Source organism: Acinetobacter sp. (genome assembly GCF_050285345.1).
Lineage (GTDB): Bacteria > Pseudomonadota > Gammaproteobacteria > Pseudomonadales > Moraxellaceae > Acinetobacter.
Window position 1 is genome coordinate 22764 of the sequence record NZ_JBLZXR010000148.1, and the last position, 12954, is coordinate 35717.

Sequence of the window (12954 nt, forward strand, 5' to 3'; positions counted from 1 at the left end):
AGACCCAATACCTGATTTTATTTTTCGCTGGAATCGGGTGGTGTTTCATTGTTTATTTTATAAAATTTTCATGAGCCATCTTTACAATACAGAGAACAGGCAGAGGGATGAAAGTTTTTTGTCAGACAATTTTATGAAAAATAAAAACGCCTAACATGTGATTTATTCTGTATTTATAAATCAATTGTTCGCTGAAATAAAATGCTTCTTTAGGAATTAAAGCATGAATCTCGTGTATTTACATGGCTTTCAAAGCAGTAAAAATTCAATCAAAGGTCAACTGTTAAAAAAGTACCTCGCTCAATTCCCAGAAATTACTGTACATTTACCTGACTTGAATGCACCTCCGAAACAAGTCATCACTGAGCTCTCGGCTTTAATCGAGTCTCTTGATCACGTGGTACTGGTAGGCAGTAGTTTAGGCGGGTTCTATGCCACTCAATTGATGGCGCATTATCAAATTCCAACGGTTTTGATTAATCCTGCGATTCGACCATGGCAATTGTTTCGTGCGTTATTTGCAGAAGTGACGTTGCCTTATCGCGTGAATGCGACATGGAGCCTTGATGATGCACAATTGAATGATATGCAGACCCTTGCCGTGACACAGATTGCACAACCTGAACTTTTGCTGGTGTTGTTACAGCAAGGAGATGAAACGCTGGATTATCGCGAGGCACAACAGTTTTATAGTGCAGCACAAGCAGGGATGGCCTTGGTGATGACTGACGTTGGCGGCAACCATGGCATGGATGATTTTGCAGAAAAAATTCCGATGGTCTTGCAGTTTTTAACTGACGCCGTCAAAAACCTATCATCACAGAATATCAAGAACTCCAACAAAAAATAGTGAAATGGAGCATTGCGACATTATTTGACGTTTAAATTGATGAAGAAAATGGCGACTGATGCCTAGAGATATGCATTTTAATAAAAAAGCATATACTGTAGCGCTCGAAGAAAATGTTTTAACTCAAAAGCAGGGAATTTTGCAACGTGACGCAATATACGGCTCAATCACTTGAAGTTTTATCTGGCCTGGATCCGGTACGTCGCCGTCCGGGGATGTACACAGACACAACACGACCGAACCATTTGGCACAGGAAGTGATAGATAACGCCGTCGATGAAGCACTTGCAGGTCATGCTAACAAAATTACCGTCACGGTATATAAAGACGGTTCATTATCGGTCGAAGATAATGGTCGCGGGATGCCTGTAGATATTCATCCTGAATATGGTCAAAGCGGGATTGAAATTATTCTGACCAAATTACATGCTGGCGGTAAGTTCAGCACCGACAACTATCAGTTCTCGGGTGGTTTGCATGGTGTCGGGATTTCGGTGGTCAACGCGCTGTCGAACAGGATTGAAGTAGAAGTTCAGCGTCAAGGCAATCTGTATAAAATGGCCTTTGAGCATGGTGAACCTGTTGCACCGCTTGAAGTCTTGGAAGGTAAATGTGCTAAACGTGCAACTGGTACCACTGTGCATTTTTGGCCTGAAGGCAAATATTTTGACTCACCTAAATTTGCCCTGAAAGCGTTAAAGCACAATTTAAAAGCCAAAGCGGTTTTAGCAGCAGGCTTGCAGATCATTTATGTCGATCAGATCAACAATGAAAAGATCGAATGGCAGTTTGAAAATGGTCTAGTGGACTATTTGATGGATGAGCTGCAAGAACGCGACATCGTGCCTGCACCTGCATTTGTGGCGACTGGTGAAGCCGAACGTGCCAGTGCTGAGTTTGCGATTTGCTGGAATGTTGAAGGCGGCGAGCAGATTCAAGAAAGTTATGTCAACTTAATACCCACCGCGCAAGGCGGTACCCATGTCAACGGTTTACGTTCAGGGGTGACCGATGCAATTCGTGAGTTCTGTGAATTGCGTAATTTATTACCACGCAACATGAAACTCTCTGCTGAAGATGTTTGGGACGGTGTGAACTTTATTCTGTCGTTAAAATTCCAAGAACCACAGTTTTCAGGGCAAACCAAAGAGCGTTTATCGAGTCGTGAAGCTTCGGGGATCATGCTGAATATTGCCAAAGATGCCTTTGCCTTGTGGTTGAACCAAAACTCAGATATCGCAATGCAATTGGCTGAAATGGTGATTGCCAAAGCTGGTCGTCGTTTAAAAGCAGCGAAAAAAGTAGAACGAAAAAGGATTGTATCGGGTCCTGCTTTGCCGGGTAAATTGGCCGACTGTGTGGGACATACCCTAGAAGAATCTGAACTGTTTATTGTGGAAGGGGACTCTGCGGGCGGTTCAGCGAAACAAGCGCGAGATAAGAACTTCCAAGCGATCATGCCGATTCGCGGTAAGATTTTAAATACGTGGGAAGTCTCTTCGGATGAAGTGCTGGCATCGCAAGAAGTGCATGATATTGCTATTGCGATTGGTGTCGATCCGGGCAGTGATGACCTGTCTGAATTACGTTATGGCAAGGTGTGTATTTTGGCCGATGCGGACTCGGATGGTCTGCATATTGCGACTTTGCTCTGTGCGCTGTTTGTGAAACATTTCCCTGCTTTGGTCGAAGAAGGGCATTTGTTTGTAGCGATGCCACCATTATTCCGAATTGATGATAATAAAGACGTACATTACGCTTTGGATGAGGATGAATTGGAAAGTATTTTGAAAAAATGCAAAACCAAAAATCCACAAATCACCCGATTCAAAGGATTGGGCGAGATGAATGCCAGTCAATTACGGGAAACGACGATGGATCCAGATACTCGTCGTTTAGTCCAGCTTGATTTGGATGATATGCATTTTACTGCCAGCCTATTAGATAAATTGCTGGCCAAAAAACGCTCATCGGACCGTAAACATTGGTTAGAGCAAAAAGGGAACTTGGCTGATTTAGCCGTCTAATCGACCATTTTCTATATCGTTAATATTGAAGCCCGCAATCGCGGGCTTTTTATATCTAATCTAAAAACATCCACGTGTTAAAAATACAAATTGTCTGCATATTTTTTGTGCAAACTGTATTAGTCTGAACTTAAGCAATAACAAGAAGATAAGAATATGGACGCAATTTTATATTTGGTGCAACCGAATGATTTAGAAATTTTAATTTTGGAAGCGGAAACTCCGCAGGATGTGTTAGATTCGCCATTTATGCAGCATTCCCTTTTTTTAGGTCAAGCATGGGATGTGCTCAATCAGTTGCTGAACCCTCAAAGTCATTCAGATACGCCTTTGGCCTATGCGATTCAGGCTGAACATCCAATTTCAGATCGTCGTCCGGGTTTGAGTTTGGCGGTACATTACAATACTGTCGTTCGGGTTGCTGAAATTCATCAAGCCTTGTTGGCATTGAGTGTTGAAGAAATTAAAAAACGCTATCAGTTGTCTATTGCGGATATCGCACCTGAACATGAGCTTAAATTGGCTGAACTGAAACTGATTTATCTACAACTTCAGAATATGTACCGTGATGCTGTACGGCAGAATTTAACCGTGCTGAGTGTCATCCAAGATAGTATTCGCTTAGAAAGGCTGATTTAAAAATAGGTTGAGCAATTGATTATAAAATCAATTGCATCAGCACCAAATCGCGCCATGTACCAAATTTTTGTCCCACCTCAGGCATATAACCTGTTTGCTTAAAGCCAAATTTTTCATGGAGTGCGATCGAGGCTGTGTTGCCGTGATCAATAGCTGCGATCATCACATGAACCTCATGTGCTTTAGCATACTTAATTAAATGATTTAATAACTCTGCACCTAAGCCTTTTCGTGCATAGCTTGGGTCAATATAGACCGAATGTTCGACAGTATGGCGGTAACCTGTGAAATTTCGAAAGGTCGCATAATCGGCATAACCTGCAATTTGCTGGGTCTTTTGTTCTGCAATCACAAAGAAGGGATACTGCTGCACCCTAAACTCATTAAGCTTTTGTTGAAAATATTCAAGCGCATAGGTCTGATCATTCCATGTCGCAAAACCATGTAAAACTTCATGATTATAAATCGCCATAATGGCCGGAAGATCATTAGATGTGGCAGGGCGAATGCAAAAGGTCATGGTTATAGTTAGATGAAGAAATTCATTTGATTGTCTGCTTTTAGGCATAAAAAAAGCAAGACAGTCGTCTTGCTTTTTAGGTCTTCATATGTTGCTTAGAAGTGGTATTTCACTAAAGCACTGACATCATTTTGATTAATGCCAGATTTGTTGCCGTATTTATTGTTCCAAACAGAATGTTCAATACCTACGTATAAACGAGTATCTGGAGAAATGTGTTTACCCACATTCCATTTGTATTGAGTGGTCCAGTTTAATTCACTTGCATGGTCATCTTCGGCAGTTGACCAATCTAGGAAACCATCGACAAGAAAATCTTCTGCGCCAACTTTAAATGGAACGCCATACGTAAATGTCATTTGATAATCATCTTGTGACACTTTTTTGTCATTATCCACTTTATAGAAGTTCAATTGTGCATATTGAAAATATGGGATATCAAGATCAAAACCTACACCATAAAGGTAGTTATTGAAATCGTTGCCGCCTTCCCAAGTGGTTGCAATTAAAACGTCTTTAATTGGACCAACAGAAAGTTTTTGGCCAGAAACTGCACCTAAACTTACACGTGGCGAAACTTCAAAGTAAGTTTCATTGCCATCTGAATCGTTATTTGTGCGGTCAGCAAAGGCAAAGAAGTCACCATATTTAAAGCCAGCACCATATTCAAAGGTCACTGTATTTTGCTCGATTTTTTCATCACCAGTCACATAAGGTGATTTGTAATTTTCACCATATAAACCTGTAATGCTAAAATCTTGCCATACTGGCGCAGCTTGTGTAAATGCAGCAGTTGTAGCTAAAGCGCATGACGCAACTAATTGTGTAAGTTTCATTAACAGTATCTCCCCCAAGAAGCACTGCAAGGATACAGATTCTTAAGCAAAAATAAAGTCAAATTTGAATTAACGGTTAAAAAAAACTTATAAGTTTAAAATGCTCGTTGCATGTATTTTTTGGGCCTTTGAGTTCATGAGTAAATAATAGCTGAACTTAAATATCGGATTTATTAAATAAAATCGTCCGCATAAAACAACAAAAATAGGACTAAATTCAACTAAATCGTGTCAAAAAAACAATAAAGACGTACTTTTACTAAGGTTTTAAAAAAAATATCAAAATAGCACTTGCAAAATTTTAACTTAAGACCGATATTCGAAGTATAAGGACACGGATCTGCAGACTCTAAAGTGTTCATCATTCAATGTGGAGGACAATGTTCCAAACGAAATTGAAGATGGTCATTGCTGTGATTTAAACAGCAAGTGTAACGTGCCAAGATAATAAGTTTTGCACAAATATTTATAGCTAATACAGATAGATATGAGGATGATATTATGAACATTGAAATCCGTACAGACAAAAACATTCCAAACAGTGATCGATTAATAACTTACGTTCGTGCAGAACTTAATGAAGAATTTCAGCGCCACAGTGAACGCATTACCCACTTTTCGGTGCATTTAAGTGATGAAAATGGGGATAAGGGCGGTAGCGACGATATCAAGTGTATGATCGAAGCACGTCCAGCAGGATTGAAGCCTGTTGTTGTAAATCATCGTGGTCATAATGTAGATACTGCAATTCATGGTGCGATTGATCGACTCAAACGTAGTCTAGAACATGTGTTTGAAAAGAAAGAGAATCCGCGCAGTACACAACCTGCTTTTGCTGAAGCTGATGATCTTGGCGACGAATAAGTTACAGATTTGAAGAAAGCCCCGAATTGAACGGGGCTTTTTTTATGACTTTTATTTTTTGTGTTTTGTTTTAAGGAATTTCAAACAAACAGCGCTTTATTCGGCATAATAGATCAAAATAATTTGAAGTGAGCTTCCCAAATGTTAACAGCACAACAACAGCTTTTTGTGCAGGCTTTAGAACAACAGGATCTTGCACAGGTGCAACACCTGTTAGCAGATGGTCTCAGTCCTAATTTTGTCGATTTTGAAAAAGGTCCAGCTATTTCAGTTTGGTCAGATGGCTTATTTAAATGGTGGGAAATGGTTTGTGAGGCTTATGAAGCAGGACAACCGTTGAGCCAAGAACAAAAACAACAACAGCTCCAAGTGCATATGGATATTTTAGATGCTTTAATTCAGGCAAAAGCCAATGTGCATTTATGGGATGCAGAAGAAATTTATGGTCCATTGTGGGATGCTGCAAGTGCGGCTTGTGTGCCGGCAGTTCAGCGCTTACTCGATGAAAAAGTCAATCCAAACATGATCGATAGCGATGGGCTCACTATTTTGTCATCAATTAGTGAATTATTTTTTGACTGTGATTTTGATGCGATCAACTGGTCAGAAGCATTGGATGAAGAAAAACAAACGTTAGAACTGTTGCGTAGCCATGGCGCAAAAATGACCAAAGAATTAGCTTAATTGAGAGAATCAACATGACTGTATCTAAAATTTTCAGTATTGCTGCGCTTTCTGCGTTGAGTCTGCCTGTAATGGCCGCAGATTTTTCCTTTGATCGTCCCGGAGCGGGGATGAGCACAGGCATTACTCCAGTCGGTCGTTTGGCGTGGGAGCAAAGTTTGCCGAATGCCAATTATGCTGAAAGCCGTAATGAAAATGGCGAGAAAGTAAAAACTACGACCTTAAATGCAGATATGTTGTTTCGTACTGGTTTAGCTCAAGATCTTGAATTGCAACTAGGTTGGCAGGGACCGACTTGGTCAAAAAGCAAAGTGGCGGGAAAATCTGTTGAAGATGATGGTTTAGGTGATGTCAGTATTGGTTTGAAAAAAGCCATTGATTTGAATGATGACAGATTATCAATGGCGATTCTTGCTGAAGCTGTGCTGGCAACAGGTAATGAAGGATTTAGTCATGAAGATGATATTTATAGCCTAAGTTCAGCTGTAGCATATAAGTATAATGATACTGTAAATACCTCAATTAACATGCGTTATGAAATCCAGAACAGTGATTGGGCGGTGACAGCGATTCCGGGAATGGATTATCAAATTGTGGGTAATTTATCTGGTTTTTCTGAATTGGTTTATCGCAAAGCCGAAAGTACTGATGAGGAAATTTCTTTGGCTTCAGGCCTAATTTATGCCGTCTCTGACCGTATGCAATTCGATGCCAGTGTCGGTTTGGAACTGTTGGGTGACCATAAAAACTATCAATCAGCTTTAGGTGTCTCATATTTATTCTAAAACTTGAGTATTAGCCGAGTTGTAGGCCGATAAACCGAGGGTGAATTCAACTGAATGAAACAATGGATGTGTGTTGCGGCAGCAGGGATGCTGACGTTCAGTATGGGTATTTCAGCGCAGGAGGCCTTGCTTTCTGCCGATGAGGCTTTTCCTGTTACGGTTGTTTCAAAGAATGCTGAACAAGCAGAATTGAGCTGGAAAATTCCAGCACATTACTATTTGTATCAACATAAAATTGAAGTCAAACAGGGTCATCAGCGCCTTCAGTTGGATTTACCCCCTGCAGAAGATTTGCAAGATGATAACTATGGTCATACTCAAGTGTATTACCAGCAGTTGCGTTTCAATATTCCGACGCAAAAAATGCAAACTTATCAGGTCACTTGGCAGGGCTGTGCCAAAGATCGCGTCTGTTATCCCCCCCAGAAAACCGAGTTTCAAACCGATGAAAATGGCTTGGTGACCCAACAAAACCTTGCCAATTCCTCCAAGCGCCTACTCGATTTAGCCACAGACACATCAGCTGAACAAACTGCAACTGTAGATTTAAATTTAGACCAGCAACGTGCTGAAAATACAGAATTAACATCAAGCACAACATTTACCGCAACGGATCAAATGTGGTCAGAAAAATTAGCTCAAAGCTCGATTTTTTATGGGCTTTTACTCTTTTTTGGCTTGGGTTTTTTATTGGCTTTTACTCCATGTTCCTTGCCTATGCTGCCGATTTTGACGTCATTGATTGTCCGCGACAGCCGTGGCTTAAAAGCGTGGATGATTGCACTGACCTTCGTAACCAGTATGGCCACGGTCTATGCAGTATTGGGGTTAGTAGCGTCATCTGCGGGGCTAAGCTTTCAGCGTTGGTTGCAACAGCCCTCAACATTAATTGCTTTTAGCTTGCTATTTATGGTTTTTGCCCTAAACCTATTTGGTTTGTTTGAGCTGAAATTACCACGCAGTTGGATCAATCGCTTAGACCAAGCCCAATCGATGCAAAAAGGTGGGAGTTTGGTTAGTGCTGGGGTCATGGGCATGATTTCGGCCTTATTGGTCGGTCCATGTATGACGGCTCCATTGGCAGGGGCTTTATTGTTTATTTCCCAAACCCATAGTCAGTGGCAAGGTGCATTGTTGTTGTTCACCTTGGGTTTTGGTATGGGAACGCCGCTTTTACTGGCCAGTGTTTGGGGTTCTCGCGTGCTGCCTAAAGCAGGCATGTGGATGAATCAAATCAAGGTACTGTTCGCCTTTATTATGTTGGCATTGGCGCTGTATTTCATCCGTCCATTAATCAGTGAGGGCTGGTTGCAATGGCTCTCGCTTGGACTAGGGATTATTTTTTGTGCCTATGTGTTGTGGCGTATTTTATGGCGCAGTACACAGCTGAAATGGCTGTATATTCTTGTGCTCTGTCTCGCTTTACCTTACATGGTGTATAGTCAGTTTCAGCACAGCCAACGTTTTTTAGTAACACAAAACTCGACACAGGCCAATTGGCAGGTGGCGCATACTACTGTTGAGTTTCAGCAATTATTGGCTGAGATTCCGCAAGGTCAACAGGCAATTATTGATGTCTATGCGGATTGGTGTGTCGCGTGTCAGCCGATCGAACATCAAGTCTTGAAATCAGCTGCTGTGCAGCAGGCACTCGCACCATATTATCTCATCAAACTTGATTTAAGTCAGTATGATAGCTCTCATCAAGCCTTATTAAATCAATGGGATATTTTGGGACCACCAACCTATTTATTTTTAAATTCGTCACATCAAGAAATTCGTGGTTTACGTTTAACCGGGACATTTACCGAAGCAGAACTGTTACAGCAATTAGAAAAATTCCAAGCCGTAGAGTAGGAGTGTGAGCATGATGCAACTATATATTGCCAATAAAAATTATTCCTCATGGTCGATGCGCCCATGGTTGGTATTACGAGCCTTTCATCTGCCTTTTCAGGAGCGCATGATTCCATTTTCGGAAGACCTAGCGGGTGGTCCGTTTAAGCAAACCCTGAAAGCACTCCATGACAATGCCAAAGTGCCGGTTTTAAAAGATGGCGAGTTATTGATTTGGGATTCTTTAGCGATTTGTGAATACCTTGCAGAAAAATATCCAGAACATGCGCTTTGGCCGAAAGATATTGCACAGCGTGCATGGGCACGAAGTGTGAGTGCTGAAATGCACAGTAGCTTTGCTGCATTGCGCAGTTTATGCGGAATGAATATTCAGGCCGATTTTAGTACACAGGGCAAAATACTCTGGGATGCACATGCCGAACTGCGGGAGGATGTGGCTCGTATTGAATATATTTGGGCGCAGCGACCACAGGCTTCAGCTTTTCTCTGTGGGGAGTTTAGTATTGCAGATGCTTTTTTTGCACCCGTAGTGATGCGTTTCAAGGCCTTTCAGTTGCCTGTCAGTGCTGATACAGAGCTTTATATGCAACAGGTGTTGCAGCATCCTGCCGTGGCGCTCTGGGTAGAAGCTGCGCAAGCAGAGCAAACTTTGGCGAGAATGGAGCAATACGCACGTTAAATATATGCATCGAGCTTTGTCTTTGATATATTAAATTAAATGGCTACACTTTCTTGATGGGTATAGGCCATCACCTTATTGCGTCCACTGGCTTTTGCAGCATATAAGGCTTGATCCGCATGGGTTAACAGCTGTTGTGGACGTAATTCAGGGGTCGAAACGGCAATTCCGAAACTTGCTGTGACTTGGAAAAGATGACCATCCTCACTGAAAACTTCTAGCTGTGCAATGGCTTTTCGACAACGTTCAGCGGCATGGATGGCTTGCTCAAGATTTGAATTTTTTAACACCAAAATAAATTCTTCACCACCAAAGCGGCCTACGATATCGCTGTCGCGTAGTTGTTGATTCAAAATATTACTTACCAAGATCAGGACTTCATCGCCTTTATGATGTCCATACTGATCATTAATCCGTTTGAAATGGTCTAAATCGAGCAATACCAACGCATAGTTTGCCGCAAGAGACCGATCGAGTCGTTCCAAGCAAGTATTAATACTGCGCCGATTAAACAGGTTGGTGAGCGGATCGACTTGACTTAAATTTTGAATTAAACGTTCCCGATGCCGCCATTGGCTGAGTAAAGTTTCAAATAATACCAGACAGGTCAAGACAATCGGGATGATGAAAAAAATCATCGAAAATAACCAGAAGCTATTTTGATAGCCATAGGCATGTGGCTGAAAGATCGGCGCATAAGGAATTGCATCCTTATAACTCAGATACATGCAGACCGATAAAAAAATCGTCGCCGGAATCAGCATGCTATAGACAATTTTTCGCGGGAAAAGCACGAGTCCCACCGTAATCAGGCTGACATAGGAAATCATAGTGGCAGGGCTCATTACGCCAACCAAATAACCATCACGGCACAGTGAAATAATGAATAACCCGATGGATAAATACGGTAATGCCAGTTGTATCGTGGGGTGATCTTTCCATGCATAACAAGGCCAAATTAAGCCAATCATCAATGCAAAAAAGATGAGATTGACCCAAAGTTGTGATTTGACTAAGGAAAGGTTTACCCATTGCCATAAGTCTGGTGTGACCAAAATATGCCACTTCCAAATGATCCACAGCAGATGAATGGCCGATCCCAAAATCAGCATCAGCATACATTTTTTCAGGATGCTCCAATTCATAACCAGTTCATCTTCTAGTAAATACTGGCTGACTTGGTTGCGGAGGATCACGTCACGTATGTTTGATATTAACTTCATCCTGCAGAATTGCCTTGTTCGAGTTATCCGTTTTTCTTAAAAATTTATAGCGTTCTTATGCTGATAACACTAACACGAAAAATCTCGATTGATAATGACCTATAGTGACCTCGTTATTTTGAATGCACAGTGGCCACGACAAAATATTGTTCTAAAAATAAAACGTAGTGTTATAACAATAGGGATTATTCTATTTATATGTGCTGATTATAATGAGCCCAAGTTAAAACAAAAGCTTTAGGTTCTGTAATGAAAATTCTCCATATCGACTCAAGTATCATGGGTGACGCATCTGTATCACGTCAATTAAGTGCGAATATTGTTAAACAGTTACAGCAAAAATATGGTGCAGAGGCTGAAATTCAGCATCTTGATTTAGCGGTACAGCATATCCCGCACTTAAGCAGTCAAATTCTGATGGGACAAGATGCTGAACAATCTGCTTTAGGTGAGCAATTGTTACAACAATATTTGGATGCCGATGTCGTGGTGGTGGGTGCTGCAATGTATAACTTTGGCCTGCCTTCAACTTTGAAAGCATGGATTGACCGTATCAGTGTTGCAGGTCGTACCTTTAAATATACTGAACAAGGTGCTGTCGGCTTGGCGGGTGAAAAGAAAGTTTATATTGCCAGTAGCCGTGGTGGTGTATACGGTGATGACAGCCCAGTCGACTATCAAGAAGGTTTATTGAAAACTGTGTTCAACTTCACCGGTGTTACGGATGTTGAAATTATCCGTGCCGAAGGGGTCAACATGGGTGCAGAGATAAAACAACAAGCGATGACTGCTGCACAAGCACAGATTCAAGCCATCTAATATTGAAGCTGTACGATTTTTGAATGTTCCTCATTTGGAGGTCAGCACCCGCTGACCTCTTTTTTTATCACTTGGAGCGTAAAACCTCGTGGTTCAGCACGAGGATATAAGTGACTGGCGTAAGCCATACGACATGGAATGTCGTATTAAATATCTTTGTTGCTCATTACTTAAAATATTATTGTTAAAATAAGCACATGAAAACACTTAAACTTCGCATAAAAGACCAACATGCAAAGGTGCTGATTCAATTAGCATCTGAGGTGAATTTTGTTTGGAATTATGTGAATGATTTAAGCTTTAAACACCTAAAAAGAACAGGTGGATTTCTATCTGCATTTGATATTGCTCAATACACCAAAGGCGCATCAAAACTGCTTAATTTGCACAGCCAAACCATTCAGGCTGTCACCGAAGAATTAGTCACACGCAGAAAGCAGTTCAAAAAAGCCAAACTTAAATGGCGTGTGAGTAACAAGAAATCTGCAAGAAGATCACTTGGATGGATACCGTTTAAGAAAGTAGCGATCAAATACGCTGATGGATATGTTCAATATGGTAAACATCAATTCAAAATTTGGGATAGCTACGGCTTAAGCAAATACAGCGTTAGAACAGGCTCATTTGTTGAGGATAGCCGTGGGCGTTGGTATGTGTGCCTTGTGGTAAATACAGCAAAGCAAGATAAACCGACTTCAACTAAAGCCATAGGTATTGATCTAGGATTAAAAGATCTTGCTACCTGTTCAGATGGCACAGTGATTTCAAATCCTAAGTTCTATCGAAAATATGAACAGAAACTAGCTATTGCTCAACGAGCAAACAACAAGAAGCGTGTACGTGCATTACACGCTAAGATTGCAAATTGTCGTAAAGATCATTTGCACAAAGCAAGCACCATGCTTGTTAAGGAAAATGCACTGATTGTTGTTGGTGATCTCAGTGCCAAGAGACTCGTAAAAACTAAAATGGCGAAATCTGTCTTAGACACAGGATTTTCGGCACTAAAAACAATGCTCAAGTATAAATGCGAGAACGCAGGCGTATTGTTTGAAGAAGTCAATGAGAGTTTCACCTCCCAAATCTGTTCGTGTGGTAGTGTTCAAAAAACTGTGTCATTTCCTTAAACTGTTAAAAACAGGAATGATGCATTATGGCAACTACATTTGAT

12 protein-coding genes and 1 pseudogene are annotated in these 12954 nt (G+C 41.1%); 10 read left to right on the forward strand and 3 right to left on the reverse strand.

Features of this window, described 5'->3' with window-relative positions:
- Positions 1 to 223 precede the first annotated feature (223 nt).
- From ACN6OV_RS12895 to ACN6OV_RS12905, 3 genes are all read left to right on the forward strand, one after another.
- The gene (locus tag ACN6OV_RS12895; RefSeq protein ID WP_427953548.1) at positions 224 to 850 is read left to right on the forward strand and encodes a YqiA/YcfP family alpha/beta fold hydrolase; all 627 of its coding nucleotides are present in this window, start codon (positions 224 to 226) and stop codon (positions 848 to 850) included.
- 146 nt (positions 851 to 996) lie between these two features.
- On the forward strand, positions 997 to 2877 hold the full coding sequence (parE, locus tag ACN6OV_RS12900; protein ID WP_427953550.1) for a DNA topoisomerase IV subunit B: 1881 nt from the start codon (positions 997 to 999) through the stop codon (positions 2875 to 2877).
- A 156-nt stretch (positions 2878 to 3033) separates the two neighbouring features.
- Entirely contained in the window at positions 3034 to 3516 is a 483-nt protein-coding gene (locus ACN6OV_RS12905; protein WP_427953552.1) for a DUF1877 family protein, read from the forward strand.
- Positions 3517 to 3535: 19 nt separating this feature from the next.
- On the opposite strand, the gene ACN6OV_RS12910 is transcribed toward ACN6OV_RS12905, so the two are convergent.
- A complete protein-coding gene (locus ACN6OV_RS12910) occupies positions 3536 to 4036 on the reverse strand; it encodes an N-acetyltransferase family protein (RefSeq protein ID WP_427953554.1) in 501 nt (166 codons plus the stop codon).
- Positions 4037 to 4131: 95 nt separating this feature from the next.
- Positions 4132 to 4872, reverse strand: coding sequence for an outer membrane protein OmpK (locus tag ACN6OV_RS12915; RefSeq protein WP_427953556.1), 741 nt, complete (start codon positions 4870 to 4872; stop codon positions 4132 to 4134).
- Between the two features lie 501 nt (positions 4873 to 5373).
- Here ACN6OV_RS12915 and ACN6OV_RS12920 point away from each other — a divergent pair.
- The 5 genes from ACN6OV_RS12920 (at position 5374) to ACN6OV_RS12940 (ending at position 9741) form a co-directional block, all read left to right on the forward strand.
- Positions 5374 to 5736, forward strand: a complete 363-nt coding sequence (locus ACN6OV_RS12920; protein ID WP_427953558.1) for an HPF/RaiA family ribosome-associated protein — start codon at positions 5374 to 5376, stop codon at positions 5734 to 5736.
- 141 nt (positions 5737 to 5877) lie between these two features.
- Entirely contained in the window at positions 5878 to 6420 is a 543-nt protein-coding gene (locus ACN6OV_RS12925; protein ID WP_427953560.1) for an ankyrin repeat domain-containing protein, read from the forward strand.
- A 14-nt stretch (positions 6421 to 6434) separates the two neighbouring features.
- Complete coding sequence (locus tag ACN6OV_RS12930) at positions 6435 to 7205, forward strand: transporter (RefSeq protein WP_427953562.1); 771 nt, start codon at positions 6435 to 6437, stop codon at positions 7203 to 7205.
- Between the two features lie 54 nt (positions 7206 to 7259).
- Positions 7260 to 9062: a protein-disulfide reductase DsbD gene (gene dsbD, locus ACN6OV_RS12935; protein WP_427953564.1), complete on the forward strand. Its 1803-nt coding sequence runs from the start codon at positions 7260 to 7262 to the stop codon at positions 9060 to 9062.
- A 10-nt stretch (positions 9063 to 9072) separates the two neighbouring features.
- On the forward strand, positions 9073 to 9741 hold the full coding sequence (locus ACN6OV_RS12940; protein ID WP_427953566.1) for a glutathione S-transferase family protein: 669 nt from the start codon (positions 9073 to 9075) through the stop codon (positions 9739 to 9741).
- Positions 9742 to 9776: 35 nt separating this feature from the next.
- On the opposite strand, the gene ACN6OV_RS12945 is transcribed toward ACN6OV_RS12940, so the two are convergent.
- Complete coding sequence (locus tag ACN6OV_RS12945; protein WP_427953568.1) at positions 9777 to 10964, reverse strand: GGDEF domain-containing protein; 1188 nt, start codon at positions 10962 to 10964, stop codon at positions 9777 to 9779.
- Between the two features lie 249 nt (positions 10965 to 11213).
- On the opposite strand from ACN6OV_RS12945, the gene ACN6OV_RS12950 reads away from it, so the two are divergent.
- Positions 11214 to 11783 carry an FMN-dependent NADH-azoreductase gene (locus ACN6OV_RS12950; protein WP_427953570.1) on the forward strand — a complete coding sequence of 190 codons (570 nt, stop codon included), beginning with the start codon at positions 11214 to 11216 and terminating at the stop codon, positions 11781 to 11783.
- A 197-nt stretch (positions 11784 to 11980) separates the two neighbouring features.
- Positions 11981 to 12877: pseudogene (locus ACN6OV_RS12955) on the forward strand (RNA-guided endonuclease InsQ/TnpB family protein); the annotation flags it as partial.
- Between the last annotated feature and the right edge of the window lie 77 nt (positions 12878 to 12954).

Excerpts from the sequence above, each read along its gene's own strand:
- ACN6OV_RS12895 (WP_427953548.1), top strand. The coding sequence starts at position 224 with ATGAATCTCGTGTATTTACATGGCTTTCAAAGCAGTAAAAATTCAATC.
- ACN6OV_RS12905 (WP_427953552.1), top strand. The coding sequence starts at position 3,034 with ATGGACGCAATTTTATATTTGGTGCAACCGAATGATTTAGAAATTTTA.
- ACN6OV_RS12910 (WP_427953554.1), bottom strand. The coding sequence starts at position 4,036 with ATGACCTTTTGCATTCGCCCTGCCACATCTAATGATCTTCCGGCCATT.
- ACN6OV_RS12915 (WP_427953556.1), bottom strand. The coding sequence starts at position 4,872 with ATGAAACTTACACAATTAGTTGCGTCATGCGCTTTAGCTACAACTGCT.
- ACN6OV_RS12920 (WP_427953558.1), top strand. The coding sequence starts at position 5,374 with ATGAACATTGAAATCCGTACAGACAAAAACATTCCAAACAGTGATCGA.
- ACN6OV_RS12925 (WP_427953560.1), top strand. The coding sequence starts at position 5,878 with ATGTTAACAGCACAACAACAGCTTTTTGTGCAGGCTTTAGAACAACAG.
- ACN6OV_RS12930 (WP_427953562.1), top strand. The coding sequence starts at position 6,435 with ATGACTGTATCTAAAATTTTCAGTATTGCTGCGCTTTCTGCGTTGAGT.
- dsbD (WP_427953564.1), top strand. The coding sequence starts at position 7,260 with ATGAAACAATGGATGTGTGTTGCGGCAGCAGGGATGCTGACGTTCAGT.
- ACN6OV_RS12940 (WP_427953566.1), top strand. The coding sequence starts at position 9,073 with ATGATGCAACTATATATTGCCAATAAAAATTATTCCTCATGGTCGATG.
- ACN6OV_RS12945 (WP_427953568.1), bottom strand. The coding sequence starts at position 10,964 with ATGAAGTTAATATCAAACATACGTGACGTGATCCTCCGCAACCAAGTC.
- ACN6OV_RS12950 (WP_427953570.1), top strand. The coding sequence starts at position 11,214 with ATGAAAATTCTCCATATCGACTCAAGTATCATGGGTGACGCATCTGTA.